We start from the raw sequence: 18,866 nt of genomic DNA, 5'->3' as shown, positions 1-18,866 counted from the left end.
ATAATGAATAAAAATCTGTTTATTCTTTTCATATCCGCAATATTCACGCTGAGCTCATGTAAGACAGCTGAGAAGCCAAATGAGCTGAAGTATATGCAGAATGCAGAGGCAATCGCCGAAGCTGCAGCCAACAATAATCCGTTGACTATTCAGAAAGGCGACGAACTTTCAATATTCGTTTCTGCAAAAAATATGGAGGCTGTAAGGCCTTTCAATCAAAATTATTATAATATCCAAACTCCTACTACGGTAGCGAGCAATAATTCAGAAAAAGAATATCTTGTTAATTCTGAAGGCGATATTGATTTCCCCGTAATCGGAAAAATTGCAGCAGGTGGAAAGACGCTCGAAGCTTTCAGGGAAGATATTACTACACACATAAAAACGTATGTAAAAGACCCGACGGTGACGGTGCGTCTGGCAAATTTCCGTGTAACTGTTCTGGGTGAAGTAAACCGCCCGGGTCAGTTTAAAATATCAGATGCTGAAACCACGGTGCTAAATGCGCTGGGTTTAGCAGGAGATCTTACTGTTTACGGAAAACGCGATAACATATTGGTAGTACGAAATAACGACGGTAAACTTTCTAAGGAATATATCAATCTTCTTGATGCGGGTTTTGTGAACTCCCCGTACTATAATTTAAAGCAGGGCGACGTGATCTATGTATCGCCGAACCAGACCAAGGAAAAGCTTTCGCGTCAGGACCCCAACACTAATTTATACCTCGCTATTGCAGGCACTGTAATCGGTTTAGCAGGTATTTTTATCACTATTTTTAAGAACTAATTTTTTAACCGGCGATTAATGAGTCAGAACGTAAATACTGAAGTTTCGACTTCAGGAGATGTGGATATAAACGAATTGGTTAAACCCTATGTAAGAAAGTGGTGGTGGTTTGTATTATCGGTTATTATCGCGGTTGCACTTGCGGTTTTATATGTTAAAGCTACCGCACCTGTTTACAAAATAGATTCTACCGTCCTTATCAAAGATGCAAAAAAATCAGGAGGTAATCTGGGTATGCTTTCGGATTTATCAGGGTTCGGCTCAATGAGTAAAGGCAGCATTGAGAATGAATTGGAAGTCTTTAAATCAAAAAAACTTATGCTGGATGTAGTGCAGCGGCTTGGTATACAGACTTCACTTTTCACATATAAAGGTTTGCGCAAAACGGAACTTTATGGGGAAGATGCACCGATAATTATTGATGTTATCACAGAGAAAGAGTACGACGAGGTTATCAAAGATGACGTCAGAGTAAAACTGAATGGCGATAAAGTAGAACTCAGCTCAGATGATTTTTCGGGGCCGATTGCTGGCACTTTAAATAAGACGATCAGCTTACCTTACGCCAATATCATAATGCGGCGTAATAAGGATGTAAATCCTCGGAAGGTAAAGGATATCGGTGAGATCTACTTTACTTACCGCACAAAAGAGGCAGCTGTGAATACGTTTCAGAAGGCTGTTAATGTGGAGCTTGTCAACAAGGATGCAACTGTTATAGCACTCTCCTTAGACTATGCACACAGACAGAAAGCTAAAGAACTCATCAATGAACTGGTGGTTTCCTATAACACTGATGCTATAAAGGATAAAAATTCGGAATCTAAAAAAACTAAGGATTTTATTGACGAACGTATTTCCATCATTGCCGACGAACTGGGTGAGGTGGAATCTCAAAAAGAAAATTTTAAACAGGCTAACAATATCACAGACATACCTACTGAAGCCACGCTGAATTTAAGTAAAACTTCAGAGTTGCGGCAAAGGCAAATGGAAATTGAAACACAGCTACAGCTCGCAAACGACCTTATTGGCTATATGTCGCGTCTCGACAAGGATCAGACTTTGCCATCAAGTGTAGGTCTGAATAATCCCACAGCGTCAGCTAGCATTACCGCTTATAACCAACTCCTATTGGAACGAAACAACCTGCTTGAAAGCGCAAGCCCTCAGAATCCTGTGGTAGCTGATCTTACTAAGCAGATTAATAATCTTCGTTCGTCGGTAATGGATGTGCTGGTAAAATCTCGCACGTCACTTCAGTATTCCCTGGGAGAAATGCAGTCTGAAGAGAATAGAATTACTTCTAAAATAGCTAAGATACCCGCACAGGAAAAAATGTTTCGAAGTATCGAAAGACAGCAGGAACTGAAAGAAAATCTCTACCTTTTATTACTGGAAAAAAGGGAAGAGACAGCTATTAATCTGGCTATGACGTCACCAAAAGCAAGGGTTGTAGATTATGCATTCTCATCTGCCAAGCCTGTGGCGCCAAAAAAGGTAGTGTTATTACCCGCTGCAGTGCTGCTTGGGATGTTGCTGCCATTCGCCTATATTTACTTGCGCTCTATATTTAACAATAAAATAAACACTAAACATGATCTTGAACGTCTTACGGAAGCACCAATTATAGGTGAACTTCCAAGGGTAGAAAAAGGCCAAAGCGACATTGTACAGCAAAATGATCTTTCACCGATGGCGGAAGCCTTCCGGATAGTGATTACTAACCTGAACTTTATGCTGCCTAAAATGGATGCAGGGCGAGTAGTCTTTGTTACATCCACTATAAAAGGGGAGGGCAAAACTTTTACTTCCGTTAATCTTGCTCTTACGTTGGCTTCACCAAAACATAAGGTGATCATCATAGGTGCAGATATTCGTAATCCCCAGCTGCAACGCTATGATGTATCTAAGAAAGGCGCAGATGGTCTTACAGAATTTTTGTATAAAGATGAAGAAACCATTGCCGATATCGTGCATACATCGCCATTCAACAAATATTTGGACATCATTTATTCGGGAAGTATACCTCCAAACCCGGCAGAGCTGCTTTCTAACGGTCGCTACCAGATGTTGATTGAGCGCCTGCGGGTGGAGTATGATTATATTATTGTAGACACTGCTCCACTGATGCTTGTTACAGATACTCTTCTCTCGTCTGAAATGGCAGACGCAACCCTTTATGTAACTCGCTCTACATTCACAGAAAAACCACTGATTGATTTTGCTAATAAACATATTGAATCCGGGACTATTAAAAATACAGCATTTGTTCTGAATGATGTTTCAAGAGAATATTTCGGTTACGGTAACAAGTATGGTTATGGCTATTTTGCGGAGGAAAAAAACTTTTGGCAAAGGCTGAGAGATAGGTTCTAAAAAAACACTTGTTAACATGAAGGTTAGAAGTGTTAAAACCAATTACATACTTAACATCATACGTGCGGCATCTTATGCATTAATTACTATTGTCACAATGCCGCATATCAATACCACACTGGGGCCAACCAATGTAGGTAAAGTAGAATACGTTAATACAATCATCACTTATTTCGTGCTTTTTTCTGCACTTGGTATCCCCGTTTACGGTATCCGTGAGATTGCCCGCGTGCGAAATGATAAGCAGCTGCGCGATAAGACCGTTGTGGAACTGCTAGTGATACTAAGTTTTACTACGATTATCTCATATCTACTATTGTTCGGGGTGCTTTATCAGCTAGATTTTTTCGCTAATTATCGCGATTTGCTTCTGTTGATGAGCGTAACTATTCTTCTTACAAATCTCGGTGCTGAATGGTATTTTCAGGGAATTGAAGATCAGTTGTATATTACAGTCCGGTACGTAGGTGTGCGTATTGTGTCGCTCATCCTGCTTTTTCTGTTGGTGAAAAGCGAAGACGATTATCTGTTTTACGCACTAACGCTTGTTGTGACGGTCTGCGGTTCTAATATTTTTAATATTTATTATTTGCTGAAAAATATAAACTTCAGACAGGTTTTTGAGGATAAAATAGATTTCCGGCGTCATTTTAAGCCGGTTATGACCATTTTTGTCGCGGCCGTCTCGGTGAATATATATCTGCAGCTGGACAATTTTCTGATAAGTACGATTGCGGGTGATAAATATTTAGGATACTATTCCGTGTCGAATAAACTGATTCGCTTTATTATAACTTTTGTAACTATTGTCGGGATGGTTATGCTTCCCAGATTGTCTAATCTCTACACAGCAGATCGCAATCTGTATAACGAATATTTGCGTAAATCTTTTGGCATGATGATGATCATGGCGATACCGTCCACCATTTCATTTTTATTTTTTGCGCCTGCCATTATCTCTCTTTTCGCGGGCGCTGCATTTTTACCCTCTGTTCTTACTATGCAGATCCTGTCGCCACTGTGCATTATAGTTGCAACAGCATATTTTATTGGCTATCTGTTTTTATATACGCAGAATCGTGAAAATGTCTATACCCGCGCGGTTGTGTTTTCTGCACTCTTCAGTGTTTCGGTAAATTATTTTGCCATACGCCACTTTCACCAAGACGGTGCCGCCGTGGTGTCTGTTTTTGCAGAGCTATTGGCTATTGTTATTATGTATTTCTATGCCCGGAAAGATCTGCATGCCTTACATTTATTTGATAAAAATTTGAGCAAGATTGTTTTCATTGGGTTAAGTTGTTTACTTATTTGCAGTGTTATCAGTTACACAGCCGCTCCGCAAAAGCCTCTCACAAAGATTGCAGTAATATTGTTGCCTTATGCTATTTTTTATCTATTACTCTATTTCAGCCGGGAGAAGTTAACTTTGGAACTTGTAAATGTGGCTCGCACTAAAATAAGAAATTTAAGGTCTTAAAGAAATGATATCCATCCTCTGTCTCATATTCGGTGTGATCTTTCTGGCTGTTGTTTTTCCAAGCAAAAGCAGTAAGATTACGAATGCACTGTATGTGATCATAGGCATTCTTTTGGCAGTTGTTGCGTCCTTCCGCCCGCCAAACAGTGACCGGGATTATTTGATATACAAGTACTATTGGGATACGCGTTTCTTTTTTGACGTAGAGTATTCCTTCATCATTATAAAAACGGTTCTGAAAGAATTTTTCGGTTTTCCGGTTCTTTCTCTTTTCATCGTTTATGCCATCGCAGGCGTATTCGTAAAGCTGCAGGGCATTAAAACGCTTTCTACAACGCTGTTCCTGAGTCTGCTTGTTTACGTCGGAAACTATTATCTGGTGCATGAACTTACCCAGATCCGGGCGGGCGTTGCGGCCGGTATTTTTCTCATTTCAATAAAGTATATCTATGAGCGGCGCTTTTGGCCATTTTTCCTCCTCATTTTACTGGCAGGGTTCTTCCACTATTCCGCTTTTATGGCTTTGCCACTCTACCTGCTAACCCCTACCCAAAAATACCTTAAAGTATATGCCGCTATTATTCCAATCGGCATTATTCTGTTTTTCCTTGGGGTAGATGTAATCGCAAACGTACCGATTCCTTACGTACAATCCAGGATTGAAATGTATAAACTCATGCGCGATAGCGGTATTGACGATGCAGAAGCTTTCAATGTATTCAGTATGAGTTTTCTCACGAAGATTTCGATCTTTTTTATGCTTTATCTTAACCGTGAAAAATTATTCGATGAAAACAAGTATGCTTATCTATTGCTTAAGATATATGCAATTTCACTTTTCGTTTTTCCACTGCTCGCAGAAATCCCCGCATTTTCTTACCGTGTGCAATCGCTCTTCGGCGTTGTAGATATTATTTTAGTTCCGCTTCTGGCCACGCTTTTCCGTCACAGGCTCGTGGGCTTTGCGGCCGTTGTGGTAGTTGCTGCAGGCTTTTTCTACTACAATATTGCCATTTCAGAACTTATCAAATAGTTAACCCAGTTAATTTTAATTGCGCTTTTGTTTGAGGGTTAAATTTTCAAATTTGATTGAGCGCGAATTTCCCCCGAACGTAACTCCTTTGTCAGCTGCATAGTTATCAAACGAAACTCCTTTAAACCTGATATTTCCTCCAATATTTGGTTCTCCGTAGAGATCTAAATAATTGCGCTTTTGAGTACTGTAAGAGATATCGTCGAATAACACATTATACGCTTTTCGCGAATCGATGGCGCGCACATAATTCTGGACTGTTGATTTTCTGAAAATCACTCGGGGATCAGTCTCAGTATTTCGTAAGAATGCGTCATGGCCGATGACTGCAAGAGGTGCCCGCACATCTTTGAAAGAGCAGTTTTCGATAATGTAACCGTGATTTGATTTAGTCTGTATTTCCGTACTGTCTGGCATAAGGAAGATCACCACGGCTGCTATGCCACCTATATTCTCAAAAGAACAGTTCCTTATAATTCCGTTTCTTGCAACCTGCCAGTTGTCCATTGGCTCTACGTCTATGGCGCCTGGCATATCCTCACGTGTCATATTTTTAAAGCTGCAGTTTTCAACAAGGAATCCATCACAGTAGTAAAAACTGATGCCTTGCCTGTTTTCGCGGTTTATGCCATCGAATTTACAGTTGCGTATCGTCACATTTTTGTTGTATGCGCCGTAGTTTTTGGTGAAATCTGTACCTGCATTTATGCTGATGCCGTCGCCAAGAAACCCGGTGAAAGTACAGTTTTGTACCACAAAGTTTGAAACGCCATGTGCAGAGATCTGATGCGAAAGTTCGTCAAACTTGAGTTTTTCAACATCTGAAACGAAATGCAGATCATCGAGGAGGATATTTTTAATACTGTGGGTGTCATCGAACTGCTTTGAAACCTGCGCGTCAAAGAGAAAACAGCCATCTGCAGCATTAACATCTGAAAACGTATTCCATCTTTCAATTAATTTTCGCTGGCGCGGAAAAAACTGTTCAATTGTGGAACCGTTACCATATATACTGATATTGCTGTATTTTTTCGTGAGAAATTTTACTTTGGAAATTAAATAGACGCCTCGGGGAATTTCCATGATGCCACCCCCGTTCGAAGCTAGAACATCCGCTGCACGCTGGAATGCAAAAGTGTCATCTTTACGGTCTGAACCATTTGCGCCATAGTCTGCCACATTTACGGTCAGGCCGAAAGTTGTTGACGATATCAGAATACATATGGTATTTAATAATTTATTCATCCAATTATATTTAAAAACTGTATTTTTGCTAAAAACTAATTAAAGTATATTATAATTCAGCAAAATGACCCGAAGTATCTGTTTGGCAACATATAATGGCAGCAAATTTATTGCCCTTCAGCTAGATTCTATACTTCAGCAGATTGCTCCTGACGATGAAGTAATTATTGTAGACGACTGCTCTACAGATAATACTTTTGAAATTCTACAAAGCTATAACGACCATCGGATCAGGTTATACAAAAATAAAACCAACTTGCGACATGTAAAGACCTTCGAAAGGGCTATCGGTCTTGCCCAAGGTGAGCTGATCTTTCTGTCTGATCAGGATGATGTTTGGGAAGAGAACAGACTTTCATTATTTGATGACGCCTTTCAAAAGCATGAAGATATATGGTTGGTGACTTCTAATTTCACTTGTATTGATGCGGAAGGAAATTCTGCGGAACATCATCTGAGAAAAGTTACCGCGGCAGACAGCAGACGAAACCGCAAAAATCTACTTGCAATACTTGCGGGTAAAGTGGGTTATTACGGATGTGTGATGGCTTTCCGACGCGAACTGAAAGAGAAGGTCCTTCCCTTCCCAGCCTACGTGGAGGCACATGATCTTTGGATTGGAGCAGCAGGTAATATGCTGGGCAAAAATCTTCATTTAGATCAGAGCACACTTCTGCACCGTCTGCATTATAATAATGCAAGTAATTTACAAAGAGGATTGTTACCTAAGATTAAATCTAGAATCGGCTTTTTGAAATCTTATATTGAACTTATAAAAAGAATACGCTTAAATGGATAATTTGGAACATGACATAAGACCGTGGGGTGAATATCAGGTGCTGGAAGATGCCGCTACACACAAAGTTAAGCGGATAACAGTGAACCCTGGTGGAAGACTTTCCCTGCAGTACCATCATCAAAGAGCTGAAGTCTGGACGATTGTAGAAGGCATAGGTACCATTACAATTAATGATGAAATAAAAGACTACGGCCCCGGGCAGGTGGCGCAGATTCCTCAAGGTGCCCATCACAGGATAGAAAACCGAACAAGTCTTCCTGTGCAGTTTATCGAAGTTCAATACGGAACTTATTTTGGCGAGGATGATATCGTACGTATTGAAGATGATTATAACCGAAAATAGTAGAGTCTCATCCAATTTATTCTTATATTGTGTTGAGCAAAAATTAATATTTTAATATTTATAATGAAAAAAATAGTTATTCTGGGCGGTGGAGGCTTTATTGGAGGGCACCTTGCAAAAAGACTGAAAAATGAAGGAAATCACGTACGTATTTGTGATGTAAAAAAGCACGAATATTTTGAGGAAAGTGAAATCTGCCACGAATTTATCTTGGGCGACCTTACCGATCCGAGAGTTGTGGAACTGGTAATTGAAGAAGGTGTAGACGAACTGTATCAGCTGGCCGCTGATATGGGCGGTGCTTTGTACATCTTTACAGGCCAAAATGATGCGAACGTAATGCACAATTCGGCAATGATAAATCTAAACGTAGCTAAAGAATGTGTAAATAAGCGCGTGAAGAAAGTTTTCTATTCATCATCAGCCTGCATGTACCCCGAGCACAACCAGCTAGACCCCGATAATCCAAATTGTGAAGAATCGTCCGCATACCCGGCCAACCCAGATTCAGAGTACGGATGGGAAAAGCTGTTTTCAGAACGTGTGTTCCTGGCTTTCAACAGAAATTATAATCTTGATGTTCGTATTGCTCGTTTTCATAATATTTTTGGTCCACAAGGTACATGGAGAGGCGGCAAGGAAAAATCGCCCGCTGCTATGTGCCGTAAAGCTTCAGAAACGCAGGAAGGAGGAGAAATCGAAGTGTGGGGTAATGGTCTGCAGACGCGCTCATTCCTTTATGTGGACGAGTGTGTAGAAGCTGTACTGCGTTTGATGAAATCTGACTTTATCGGCCCAGTGAATATCGGCAGCGAAGAGATGGTACCTATCAACCACTTGGCACAACTCGCAATAGAAATCTCAGGTAAAAATCTTTCGATAAAAAATATTGAAGGTCAGGAGTTTATTGATAAATATGGTTTTAAATGTCCCCTAGGCGTGAAAGGTCGGAATTCAGACAATAAACTCTTCCGCGAAAAAATAGGATGGGAAGTAAGTCAACCTCTTGCCGAAGGAATGAAAAAGACCTTCAGCTGGATTGACGAACAAAATAAAAAATACCAGACTGAAACTGCTACTTCAGCAATTGCAGGAAACTAAAAATGAAGTATAAATTAATTATTTCCTGCGTTTTCCCGCCAGAGCCTACCGTATCAGGGCAGGTAATGTATGATGTAGCTACTGAACTTGCACAAAAGGGGCAGGTAGTGGTGATCTCCCCAAAACCTACCCGCCCACAAAACTTCAAGTTCGATACCTCCGTACAACTTGACAAAAACTTCCGTCACATCATTACCGACTCATTTACAAGCCCGAAAATGAGTTTGTTTGGAAGGTATAAGGAAAGTGTTTCATTCGGGCGTTGGTGTGAAGATTACATTTCGAAGAATCACCAGGATATTGAAATGGTTTATATGAATGCGTGGCCGCTTTTCAGTCAGGAAGCAGTTATTAGAGCCTCCAAAAAGTATAACCTTCCCTGTGTAACCATCATTCAGGATATTTATCCTGAATCACTTACCAATAAATTACCCTTTGGAAAGAGTTTAATTCATAGTTTACTGTTGCGAAAGGATAAGTATATTCTGAAGAATTCGGATAAAGTATTGTGTATTTCAGACAATATGAAATCTTATCTCGCCAAAACCCGAAAACTTCCACTAAGTCATTTTGAAGTTATCGTTAATTGGCAGAATGAAGACAGCTTCATCAAATACAGAAACTCAAATTCCGCCGGTAAGCAAAGTGGTTCGCCTTTCACTTTTATGTATCTTGGGAACAATGGCCCTGTAGCAGGAGTTGAATTTCTGATCGCGTCTTTTGCAAAAGCTGCTATACCGAATTCAAGGTTTCTTATCGCGGGCAGTGGATCTAAAACTGAGGACTGCAAAGACTTAGCAAAAAAACTCAATGCCTCAAACGTAGAATTTATCACAGTGCCGGAAGGCAAAGTTCCACACACGCAGGATCTGGCCGATGTTATGCTTTTACCGGTTAAGAAAAATGGTGCTTATAGCTCTATCCCATCGAAACTTCCGGCCTATATGTTCTCCGCAAAGCCAATTATCGGCAGCCTCGATGTCGACAGCGATACAGCCAAAGCGATCATCAGTGCCAATGCGGGGCTCGTTGTGCAGCCAGAAGACGAGCAGGTACTAATTGAAGCGATGCAAAAAGTGGCGGCGTGGACAGAGGAGGAACGTGCAATAAAAGGTGAAAACGGGTTCCGATATGCAATGGATCATTTTTCAAAATCCGGAAATCTGCGAAAGATCACCGGAATTTTGCTTAATTTGGAACGAAAATGATAATCGTAACGCCTGCCAAACAAGAAGATATTCAGCAAATAGTGGACATCCACCTTATGCGTTTTCCTCATTTTTTCTTGTCTTCTCTTGGTAGTGAATTTTTGATAACTTTTTATAAAGCTTTCCTGCAGAAGCCCGGGATTTTATTAGTCTTGAAGGAGGCAGGGGAAATACGGGGTTTCGCAGCGGGAAGCCGCGATAATCGCGGATTTTTTAAGCAACTGTTGCTCAATAATTTTGCGGGATTTTTGTTTTCAGGAGTTTTAATTTTGCTTACAAAACCTCTCGCTTTGAAAAGGATAGTGGTGAACATCGGGAAAAAATCCTCGCGAAACAAGTTCTACGCAGAACTTTTAAGCATTGCAACTTTAAGAAACAAAAAAGGATACGGTAAATTATTATTGGAAGAATTTGAAAAAGAAATTGCGGGAAATAATCCTGCCAATCTCCCCATTTCACTCACAACAGATTTTGATGATAACGATAAAGCTATTACATTCTATAAAAATGCTGGTTATGAAGTTTCGGAAGTTTTCGAATCTTATGCGAGACGAAAAATGTATAGATTTACAAAAAGAATTTAAATATGAAAATACCTTTCTCACCACCATATATTGATCAGGATGTTATAAATGAAGTGGTAGATACGCTGCAGTCTGGCTGGATCACTACCGGGCCAAAAGTTAAAGCATTGGAGACAGAGGTTGAAAAACTTACCGGAGCACCGAATGCACTTTGTGTAAACTCCTGGACCTCCGGTGCAATTCTTATTCTGAAATGGTTTGGTATAGGGGAAGGGGACGAGGTTATTATTCCGGCATATACGTACAGTGCTACTGCGCTGGCCGTTTTGCATTGTGGCGCTAAGCCCGTTATGGTAGATGTGAATGATGATTTTACTGTGAATGTTAATCAGGTTGCCACAGCAATTACCGATAAAACAAAAATCATAATGCCGGTCGATATTGCCGGTCTACCATGCGATTACGCCGCCCTACATAACCTGGTGATGGATCCCGAAGTAGTTGCTAAATTTAGGCCCGCCTCATATAATCAGCAAAAATTGGGAAGAATTTTGGTGCTTTCCGATGCTGCACACTCAATAGGTGCCTTTTATGACAGTAAACCTACCGGCATATTAGCCGATATTACCATATTTTCTTTTCATGCCGTAAAAAATATAACTACAGCAGAAGGTGGTGCAATCTGTATAAACCTTCCTGAACCTTTTGATAACGAGGAAGAATATAAAACAATGCGCCTCTGGACTCTTAATGGGCAGACGAAAGATGCTTTTACAAAATCGCAGGGCGGAGCGAGTAGCTGGAAATATGATATAATTTTCCAGGGCTTAAAGATCAATATGCCTGATCTATGTGCTGCACTGGGTCTTGCGCAGATCCGCAAGTATGATCAGGTTATCATGCCCGAAAGAAAACGTGTTGCTGAACGCTATCATGAATTTTTTAAGCAGAAAAGCTGGGCCCAGCTACCGGTTATGGAAGATGAGCACCGTAAGTCATGTTATCATCTTTACGCGCTTAGAATAAATGATATAACCGAACAGGAGCGCGATGAAATGATGACTAAGGTTGCTGAGGACGGCATCTCAGTGAATGTACACTTTATGCCAATGCCGCTTCTGACATTATTTAAAAATCTTGGTTATAACATCAATGATTTCCCGGTAGCCTATGATAACTATGCAAGGGAAATATCTCTGCCTATTTACCCACAGCTTACAGACGTGCAGATAGACTCTATTTGCAGCAGCATTGAGAATGCTTATCACAAAATTGCTCAAAAAGTACTTTAATGAAGCGTATTTTCGATATTGTATTTTCACTTGTCGGCATTATAATACTCTTGCCGGTTTTTGCAATAATTTCTTTGTTTATAGCTTTAGACAGCAAAGGCGGAATACTTTACAGACAGGAGAGAAGCGGAAAAGGAGGCAGGATTTTCAAAGTGTTAAAGTTCCGTACCATGCGGCCCGATTCTTTTTCGAAAGGTGCTCTCACCGTGGGAAGCCGTGATTCACGTATCACTGGTATAGGATTTTATTTGAGAAAATATAAATTAGACGAGTTGCCCCAGCTTTTTAATGTTCTTAAAGGTGACATGTCATTTGTGGGGCCACGACCAGAGGTAAAAAAGTATACGGATCTATATGATCAAAGACAGATACGCGTACTTTCAGTGCGGCCAGGCATTACAGATTATGCTTCTATCAGGTTTCGGAATGAAAATGATCTGTTAGCCGAAAGCAGTGACCCGGAGAAACTGTATATTGATAAGATAATGCCCGACAAACTGGATCTTAATTTAAAATATATCGATGATAACAACCTTTTCAAAGATGTGAAGATAATCCTTGATACATTTTACGCTATCGTAAAAGATTAAATTTTTATCGGCAAGTATTAGTTGCATATATTTACTTGGGAAGTACAATCCCAATGATTTTTAATGGTTGAGAATAAGAAAATAGCCATCCTCGGCTACGGACATATAGGAAAGAAACATGCAGAAATGGTGCTGCAGGTCGATGGTTGTGAGCTCGTGGCAGTTATTGATCCTAAGTTTGCAGCAGAGCCAGCGCCTGTATTGCCGGGTGTAACTGCTTTTTTTACTCTCGAAGATTTTCTGGAAAGCACATTGTCGGCAGATATTGTCGCAGTATGCACGCCCAACGGACTTCATTTTGCCCAGGCTAAAACTTTGATTGAACAGCGTATACATGTGATCATTGAAAAACCGGTTACGCTGTGTTCTGAAGAAGCAGTTCAACTTGAAAAACTTGCTGCTGAATATAACGTACATGTATTTCCGGTAATGCAGAACCGCTTTTCGCCGCCAGCTGTGTGGCTCAAAGAAATCATGAACGCTAAAGTTCTCGGCAAAATTTACATGGTGCAGGTTTCGTGTTTCTGGAACCGGAATGAGCATTATTATGCTAAAGGTTCGTGGCGCGGCACCAAACATCTTGACGGTGGTACACTTTATACGCAGTTTTCACACTATCTGGATATAATGTATTGGCTTTTTGGCGATATCAGTAACATTAAGTCAAAATTTGCCGACTTCAATCATACAGATCTCACCGAATTTGAAGACAGCGGCATCATCACTTTCGATTTTGTATCCGGCGGAATGGGCAGCTTCACGTTTTCTACTTCGACTTACCACGAAAATCTCGAAAGTTCGCTCACGGTGCTTGCCGAATTTGGCTCAATCAAAATTGGCGGACAGTATATGAATCAGGTTGAGAAATGTCTGATCAGGGATTATGACGCGCCTGAACTGCCTGAAACCAGCGGTGCGAATGATTATGGTACCTTCAAAGGCAGCGCCCAAAACCATCATCATCTTTACCAGAATGTGATCGAATTTTTACGTGACGGAAAAGAAATTCAGACCACGACTGACGACAGCGTGCAAGTGCTGAAAATCATTGAAAAAATATACGCCTCAAGCGAATGATATGAAAATAACCGAAACACCACTCAAAGACTGCTACATCATAGAACCGACCGTGATCGAGGATGAACGCGGCTTCTTTTATGAAAAGTACAATGAAGCAAAATTTGAACAGCTTACGGGCCTGAATGGCCATTTTGTGCAGGACAATATTTCAAAGTCAACTTATGGCGTGCTTCGCGGCATCCATCTCCAGAAAGGCATTCACGCACAGGCCAAACTGGTTTCCTGCCTCGAAGGGAAAGTGTTTGATGTGGCGGTTGATCTGCGCAAAGATTCTGCAACGTTTGGTAAATGGTTTGGCCTTGAGCTTACGCCCCAAAATAAACTTCAGCTTTACGTGCCGCGCGGGTTTGGTCATGGCTTTTCAGTGTTGAGTGATACCGCAATTTTTAGCTACAAATGCGATAATTTTTATAACAAAGACTCGGAAGGCAGCGTGATCTGGAACGACCCCGATCTGAACATCGACTGGAAACTGGCGCCTGAAGATATCCTCCTGTCTGAAAAAGACCGGACTCTGCCTGCATTTTCAGCCCAGAATTTTTAAAACAACATTCAGAAATTCATTCATTAAATGAAAACCATCATCATCACCGGCGGTGCCGGATTCATAGGTTCGCACGTCGTTCGAGAGTTCGTGAAGAACAATCCCGACAAAAAAATCATCAATCTTGATGCTTTGACGTATGCCGGAAACCTTGAAAATTTAAAAGATTTCGAAAACGAGCCCAATTACGTTTTCGAAAAAGCCGATATCACAAAAGTTGACGAACTCCGAAGTGTTTTCGAAAGGCACAATCCTGACGCTGTGTTGCATTTGGCTGCTGAAAGCCACGTAGACCGAAGCATCACAGATCCAAACGCGTTCATCAACACCAACGTAAACGGGACCGCGAACCTGCTCAATCTTTGCCGCGAATTCTGGACCTTAAATCCGGATCACCAGCACGGAAATTTCCCTGATGAAACCCGTAAAAACCTGTTTTATCACGTCTCTACCGATGAGGTGTACGGAAGTTTGGGCGAAACAGGTTTCTTTTTAGAAACTACCGCTTACGATCCACAATCGCCGTATTCAGCGAGTAAAGCGGCGTCCGACCATTTGGTACGTGCTTATGGAAACACGTACGGAATGCCGTTTATCGTGTCGAACTGTTCTAATAATTATGGTCCGAATCACTTTCCGGAAAAACTGATTCCTCTTTGTATTTCAAATATTATCAATGGAAAACCGCTCCCGATCTACGGCGACGGCAAATATACGCGCGACTGGCTTTTTGTAATTGATCACGCCAAAGCTATCCATCAGATATTCTTTGAGGCAAAAACGGGTGAAACATACAATATTGGCGGTTTTAACGAATGGCAGAATATTGATTTGGTGAAGGAACTTATTAAGCAGATGGATGAAAAACTAGGCAACCCTGCCGGTCATTCAGAAAAACTGATCACTTATGTTAAAGACAGACCCGGACATGATAAGCGCTATGCAATCGATGCCACCAAACTCAATAAAGAACTGGGATGGTATCCTTCGGTAACTTTCGAGCAGGGGCTTGCCAAAACAATCGACTGGTTCCTTGAAAACAAGGAATGGCTGGAGAATGTGACGACCGGTAATTACCAAGACTACTATAACAAGCAATATTCTGAGTAGAAGAATATTTGAGTATTTGTGTTTTTTACATTTAGAATATTTAAAAAAATGAATTTTGTTAAAGTACATAAAGATTTAGTCGTGTTTCAGAAATCTTTTTCTGCGGCTATGGAAATTTATCATCTTTCAAAATCATTTCCGAAAGAAGAAACATACTCACTTACTGATCAGATAAGAAGAAGTTCACGGTCTATAAGTGCAAATATTACTGAAGCACGGAGAAAAAGAAGATACGAGAAGTCGTTTATAAACAAACTCAATGATGCTAATGGAGAAGCAGCTAAAGCGCAAAACTGGTTAGATTATGCCTTCGCTTGAGAATATATCGATGATAAGGCGCATTTAGATTTATATAAAAAATATGATGAAATTTTAGGAATGATCGTTTCAATGACAGTGAATTCAAAAAAATGGACATTCTCTGAACACAAAAATCCCAAATCCCAAAATACAAACTCATGATAATTCAATTACGGATTAGGAAAAAATCATCATTTTTATTTTTATGTTTTTTTTCGATTCTTTCTTTTGCTCAAGCATCCCCTCCCTCTAGTGCGGTTCCAAAGGAAAATCAGGAGAAATTAATTGACGAATTAATTAATGTAAGTAATTATAAAGAAGCATTAATGAATTATTCAAGAGTTTATTTTTGGGGCGAACAATATAAAAATGGAAGAAGAAACTATGGAAATGAGGAAATTGACGAAGTTTTGAACAAATTTGATTTTGAAAAATTTAAGAAAAATTCTATCTATAACAGTTATTCATTTATTTCTGAACAAAAACTAAAAAATTTGATTGAGTTTTTCAAAAAAAATGGTGGATTGGTGGATGATAAAAATAATCTGATTCTAATAAGCGCCTCTATTTCCCATAATCTTCAATACCAACTGAATTCCGAAATGGAAAAATTATTGAAAGAGAAAAACTCCAATACCCACTAACCCAAACACTCAATATGAAAGGCATAATATTAGCCGGCGGCTCCGGCACCAGACTATATCCGTTAACCATCGCGGTCAGCAAGCAACTCATGCCGGTTTATGACAAACCGATGATTTACTATCCGCTTTCCACTTTGCTTCTGGCAGGTATCAAAGATATCCTGATTATCACCACACCACATGACCAGGAAGGTTTTATCAAACTTTTGGGTGATGGCTCAGCGATTGGTTGTAGTATCCAGTACAAAGTGCAACCCAGTCCGGACGGTTTGGCGCAGGCCTTCATTCTGGGCGATGAATTCATCGGTGATGACTCGGTGGCGCTGGTTTTGGGCGATAACATCTTTTACGGTGCCGGTTTGCCGAAGTTGTTGGCCTCAAAAACCAACGTTGAGGGCGGCTGCGTTTTCGCGTACCAGGTTTCAGATCCTGAAAGATATGGAGTGGTGGAATTTGACGAGAATTTCAAAGCGGTGTCAATTGAGGAAAAGCCGGCAGAACCAAAATCGAATTATGCTGTTCCCGGACTTTATTTTTACGATAATTCCGTGGTTGAAATCGCGAAAAATCTTGAACCTTCACCACGTGGGGAACTCGAGATTACGGATGTTAACAGAATTTATCTGGAAAAAGGGCAGCTGGAAGTTGGCGTTATGTCGCGCGGAACCGCATGGCTCGATACCGGAACATTCGATTCGCTGCACGAAGCTTCGGAATTTGTAAAAGTTCTTGAAAAAAGACAGGGTTTTAAGATTTCCTGTATAGAAGAAATCGCTTACAGCAAAGGTTTCATCAATAAAGAACAGTTGCTGGAATCTGCAAAGAAATACGGCAAAAGTGGCTATGGCGACTATCTGAAAGCGCTGGTATAAATGCTTTATAATTAAATAATTAGGAAGGCTTTGGGTGGTGACCTAAAGTCTTTTTTTTATTCCTAAATTTGCACCCATCAAAATTGCTGGTCCCGCCAGTATGCATTCTATAAATTATGAGAACGAAATCAACAGGAAAAAAGAAAATAAACATCGTCACACTGGGCTGCTCCAAAAACGTGTACGATTCCGAAGTGCTGATGGGCCAGCTCCAGGCGAACGGAAAAGAAGTGGTGCACGAAGACCGCGGCGACATTGTGGTGATCAACACCTGCGGATTTATTGATAATGCCAAGGAAGAATCTATCAACACGATCCTTGATTTTGTTGAAGCCAAAAACCGCGGCGAAGTAGAAAAAGTTTTCGTTACGGGATGTCTTTCAGAGCGTTACAAACCGGATTTGGTGCGTGAAATTCCGGATGTTGACCAGTATTTCGGCACGCGTGATCTTCCGATTTTACTTAAACATTTAGGTGCAGATTATAAGCATGAATTGGTCGGCGAAAGGCTTACTACCACGCCGAAACATTACGCCTACCTTAAGATTGCCGAAGGTTGTGACCGCCCGTGCTCGTTCTGTGCGATCCCGCTGATGCGAGGAAAGAACATCTCAACACCGATTGAAAATCTTGTCATTGAAGCCGAAAAACTGGCTAAAAAAGGCGTCAAAGAACTGATTTTAATCGCGCAGGACCTGACGTATTATGGTCTTGACATCTATAAAAAACGTGCGCTTGGAGATTTGCTTCTGAGATTAGTGAAAGTAGAAGGAATCGAGTGGATCAGGCTTCATTATGCTTTCCCAACGGGCTTTCCGCAAGATGTACTGGAAATCATTAAAAATGAACCAAAAGTCTGTAACTATATCGATATTCCGCTGCAGCATATCAATTCAGATATCCTGAAAGCAATGAAACGTGGAACTTCACATGAAAAGACGAATGCGCTTTTAGATAAATTCCGCGAGAAAGTGCCGGATATGGCGATCAGAACAACACTTATCGTTGGTTTTCCGGGTGAGACAGAGGAGCGCTTTCAGGAACTTAAAGAATGGGTACGGACACAGCGTTTCGACCGTTTAGGTTGTTTCACCTATTCACATGAAGAAAATACCACGGCGTTTGTTCTGGAAGATGATGTTCCACAGGAAGTGAAAGAAGCGCGTGTAGAAGAGATCATGGAGCTGCAGTCTCAGATTTCTTGGGAGAAGAACCAGGAAAAGGTAGGGAAGACATTCCGCTGCATTTTTGACCGTAAAGAAGGAAACTATTTTGTAGGCCGAACTGAATTCGATTCTCCGGATGTTGATAATACAGTACTCGTCTCAGCGGAAAATACCTATTTAAGTATCGGTGAGTTTGCCAATATCAAGATTACATCTGCTGAAGAGTTTGATCTTTACGGCGAAGTTGTTGGCTAATTGGGGTGCAGAATTGTCATTATTTGCGCAAAATTTTCGTATAAATACAAAATTTTCACATAATAACTCCGGAGAATATCCGGAGTTATTTTTATTTACGTAAGGATTTGAT

At 40.7% G+C, this 18,866-nt stretch carries 19 protein-coding genes; 18 read left to right on the top strand and 1 reads right to left on the bottom strand.

The features are described 5' to 3' along the window. Window positions 1–3 precede the first annotated feature (3 nt). The 4 genes from QEP06_RS11020 to QEP06_RS11005 are packed head-to-tail and all read left to right on the top strand — an operon-like array spanning window position 4 to window position 5,681. Window positions 4–789: a polysaccharide biosynthesis/export family protein gene (locus QEP06_RS11020; protein WP_285270300.1), complete on the top strand. Its 786-nt coding sequence runs from the start codon at window positions 4–6 to the stop codon at window positions 787–789. Window positions 790–807: 18 nt separating this feature from the next. Continuing rightward, complete coding sequence (locus tag QEP06_RS11015; protein WP_285270299.1) at window positions 808–3,168, top strand: GumC family protein; 2,361 nt, start codon at window positions 808–810, stop codon at window positions 3,166–3,168. Between the two features lie 16 nt (window positions 3,169–3,184). Next, a complete protein-coding gene (locus QEP06_RS11010; RefSeq protein ID WP_285270298.1) occupies window positions 3,185–4,648 on the top strand; it encodes a flippase in 1,464 nt (487 codons plus the stop codon). Window positions 4,649–4,652: 4 nt separating this feature from the next. Beyond that, a complete protein-coding gene (locus tag QEP06_RS11005; RefSeq protein WP_285270297.1) occupies window positions 4,653–5,681 on the top strand; it encodes an EpsG family protein in 1,029 nt (342 codons plus the stop codon). Between the two features lie 15 nt (window positions 5,682–5,696). On the opposite strand, the gene QEP06_RS11000 is transcribed toward QEP06_RS11005, so the two are convergent. Beyond that, on the bottom strand, window positions 5,697–6,926 hold the full coding sequence (locus QEP06_RS11000; RefSeq protein ID WP_285270296.1) for a right-handed parallel beta-helix repeat-containing protein: 1,230 nt from the start codon (window positions 6,924–6,926) through the stop codon (window positions 5,697–5,699). 64 nt (window positions 6,927–6,990) lie between these two features. On the opposite strand from QEP06_RS11000, the gene QEP06_RS10995 reads away from it, so the two are divergent. The 14 genes from QEP06_RS10995 (at window position 6,991) to rimO (ending at window position 18,754) form a co-directional block, all read left to right on the top strand. After that, the gene (locus QEP06_RS10995; RefSeq protein WP_285270295.1) at window positions 6,991–7,725 is read left to right on the top strand and encodes a glycosyltransferase; all 735 of its coding nucleotides are present in this window, start codon (window positions 6,991–6,993) and stop codon (window positions 7,723–7,725) included. Between the two features lies 1 nt (window position 7,726). Then, window positions 7,727–8,068: a phosphomannose isomerase type II C-terminal cupin domain gene (locus QEP06_RS10990; RefSeq protein WP_285270370.1), complete on the top strand. Its 342-nt coding sequence runs from the start codon at window positions 7,727–7,729 to the stop codon at window positions 8,066–8,068. A 63-nt stretch (window positions 8,069–8,131) separates the two neighbouring features. Continuing rightward, window positions 8,132–9,169 (top strand): NAD-dependent epimerase/dehydratase family protein, encoded by a 1,038-nt coding sequence (locus QEP06_RS10985; RefSeq protein ID WP_285270294.1) that lies wholly within the window; start codon window positions 8,132–8,134, stop codon window positions 9,167–9,169. Window positions 9,170–9,171: 2 nt separating this feature from the next. Next, the gene (locus tag QEP06_RS10980) at window positions 9,172–10,377 is read left to right on the top strand and encodes a glycosyltransferase family 4 protein (RefSeq protein ID WP_285270293.1); all 1,206 of its coding nucleotides are present in this window, start codon (window positions 9,172–9,174) and stop codon (window positions 10,375–10,377) included. After that, a complete protein-coding gene (locus QEP06_RS10975; RefSeq protein ID WP_341850015.1) occupies window positions 10,374–10,961 on the top strand; it encodes a GNAT family N-acetyltransferase in 588 nt (195 codons plus the stop codon). The genes QEP06_RS10980 and QEP06_RS10975 overlap by 4 nt, the downstream gene beginning before the upstream one ends. A 2-nt stretch (window positions 10,962–10,963) precedes the next feature. Next, window positions 10,964–12,193: a DegT/DnrJ/EryC1/StrS family aminotransferase gene (locus tag QEP06_RS10970; RefSeq protein ID WP_285270292.1), complete on the top strand. Its 1,230-nt coding sequence runs from the start codon at window positions 10,964–10,966 to the stop codon at window positions 12,191–12,193. After that, window positions 12,193–12,783 (top strand): sugar transferase, encoded by a 591-nt coding sequence (locus tag QEP06_RS10965; RefSeq protein WP_285270291.1) that lies wholly within the window; start codon window positions 12,193–12,195, stop codon window positions 12,781–12,783. Before QEP06_RS10970 ends, QEP06_RS10965 begins: the two co-directional genes overlap by 1 nt. 63 nt (window positions 12,784–12,846) lie before the next feature. Next, window positions 12,847–13,860 carry a Gfo/Idh/MocA family protein gene (locus QEP06_RS10960; RefSeq protein WP_285270290.1) on the top strand — a complete coding sequence of 338 codons (1,014 nt, stop codon included), beginning with the start codon at window positions 12,847–12,849 and terminating at the stop codon, window positions 13,858–13,860. 1 nt (window position 13,861) lies between these two features. Beyond that, window positions 13,862–14,407 carry a dTDP-4-dehydrorhamnose 3,5-epimerase gene (rfbC, locus tag QEP06_RS10955; RefSeq protein WP_285270289.1) on the top strand — a complete coding sequence of 182 codons (546 nt, stop codon included), beginning with the start codon at window positions 13,862–13,864 and terminating at the stop codon, window positions 14,405–14,407. 27 nt (window positions 14,408–14,434) lie between these two features. Further along, window positions 14,435–15,517, top strand: coding sequence for a dTDP-glucose 4,6-dehydratase (gene rfbB / locus QEP06_RS10950; RefSeq protein ID WP_285270288.1), 1,083 nt, complete (start codon window positions 14,435–14,437; stop codon window positions 15,515–15,517). Between the two features lie 48 nt (window positions 15,518–15,565). Next, window positions 15,566–15,835: a four helix bundle protein gene (locus QEP06_RS10945; RefSeq protein WP_285270287.1), complete on the top strand. Its 270-nt coding sequence runs from the start codon at window positions 15,566–15,568 to the stop codon at window positions 15,833–15,835. 140 nt (window positions 15,836–15,975) lie between these two features. Continuing rightward, window positions 15,976–16,461, top strand: coding sequence for a hypothetical protein (locus QEP06_RS10940; RefSeq protein ID WP_285270286.1), 486 nt, complete (start codon window positions 15,976–15,978; stop codon window positions 16,459–16,461). A 14-nt stretch (window positions 16,462–16,475) separates the two neighbouring features. Beyond that, window positions 16,476–17,333, top strand: a complete 858-nt coding sequence (rfbA, locus tag QEP06_RS10935; RefSeq protein WP_285270285.1) for a glucose-1-phosphate thymidylyltransferase RfbA — start codon at window positions 16,476–16,478, stop codon at window positions 17,331–17,333. A 116-nt stretch (window positions 17,334–17,449) separates the two neighbouring features. Beyond that, complete coding sequence (gene rimO / locus QEP06_RS10930) at window positions 17,450–18,754, top strand: 30S ribosomal protein S12 methylthiotransferase RimO (protein WP_285270284.1); 1,305 nt, start codon at window positions 17,450–17,452, stop codon at window positions 18,752–18,754. Window positions 18,755–18,866 lie beyond the last annotated feature (112 nt).

The sequence above is a fragment of the Kaistella rhinocerotis genome, assembly GCF_030243905.1.
In the GTDB taxonomy this organism is placed as follows: domain Bacteria; phylum Bacteroidota; class Bacteroidia; order Flavobacteriales; family Weeksellaceae; genus Kaistella; species Kaistella rhinocerotis.
This window is presented reverse-complemented; position numbering and strand designations above follow the sequence as displayed.

Coding starts and splice junctions, on each gene's coding strand:
- QEP06_RS10965 (WP_285270291.1), top strand. CDS start 12,193: ATGAAGCGTATTTTCGATATTGTATTTTCACTTGTCGGCATTATAATA.
- QEP06_RS10985 (WP_285270294.1), top strand. CDS start 8,132: ATGAAAAAAATAGTTATTCTGGGCGGTGGAGGCTTTATTGGAGGGCAC.
- QEP06_RS10995 (WP_285270295.1), top strand. CDS start 6,991: ATGACCCGAAGTATCTGTTTGGCAACATATAATGGCAGCAAATTTATT.
- QEP06_RS10945 (WP_285270287.1), top strand. CDS start 15,566: ATGAATTTTGTTAAAGTACATAAAGATTTAGTCGTGTTTCAGAAATCT.
- QEP06_RS10975 (WP_341850015.1), top strand. CDS start 10,374: ATGATAATCGTAACGCCTGCCAAACAAGAAGATATTCAGCAAATAGTG.
- QEP06_RS10980 (WP_285270293.1), top strand. CDS start 9,172: ATGAAGTATAAATTAATTATTTCCTGCGTTTTCCCGCCAGAGCCTACC.
- rimO (WP_285270284.1), top strand. CDS start 17,450: ATGAGAACGAAATCAACAGGAAAAAAGAAAATAAACATCGTCACACTG.
- QEP06_RS10940 (WP_285270286.1), top strand. CDS start 15,976: ATGATAATTCAATTACGGATTAGGAAAAAATCATCATTTTTATTTTTA.
- QEP06_RS11020 (WP_285270300.1), top strand. CDS start 4: ATGAATAAAAATCTGTTTATTCTTTTCATATCCGCAATATTCACGCTG.
- QEP06_RS11005 (WP_285270297.1), top strand. CDS start 4,653: ATGATATCCATCCTCTGTCTCATATTCGGTGTGATCTTTCTGGCTGTT.
- rfbC (WP_285270289.1), top strand. CDS start 13,862: ATGAAAATAACCGAAACACCACTCAAAGACTGCTACATCATAGAACCG.
- rfbB (WP_285270288.1), top strand. CDS start 14,435: ATGAAAACCATCATCATCACCGGCGGTGCCGGATTCATAGGTTCGCAC.
- QEP06_RS10970 (WP_285270292.1), top strand. CDS start 10,964: ATGAAAATACCTTTCTCACCACCATATATTGATCAGGATGTTATAAAT.
- rfbA (WP_285270285.1), top strand. CDS start 16,476: ATGAAAGGCATAATATTAGCCGGCGGCTCCGGCACCAGACTATATCCG.
- QEP06_RS11015 (WP_285270299.1), top strand. CDS start 808: ATGAGTCAGAACGTAAATACTGAAGTTTCGACTTCAGGAGATGTGGAT.
- QEP06_RS11010 (WP_285270298.1), top strand. CDS start 3,185: ATGAAGGTTAGAAGTGTTAAAACCAATTACATACTTAACATCATACGT.
- QEP06_RS10960 (WP_285270290.1), top strand. CDS start 12,847: ATGGTTGAGAATAAGAAAATAGCCATCCTCGGCTACGGACATATAGGA.
- QEP06_RS11000 (WP_285270296.1), bottom strand. CDS start 6,926: ATGAATAAATTATTAAATACCATATGTATTCTGATATCGTCAACAACT.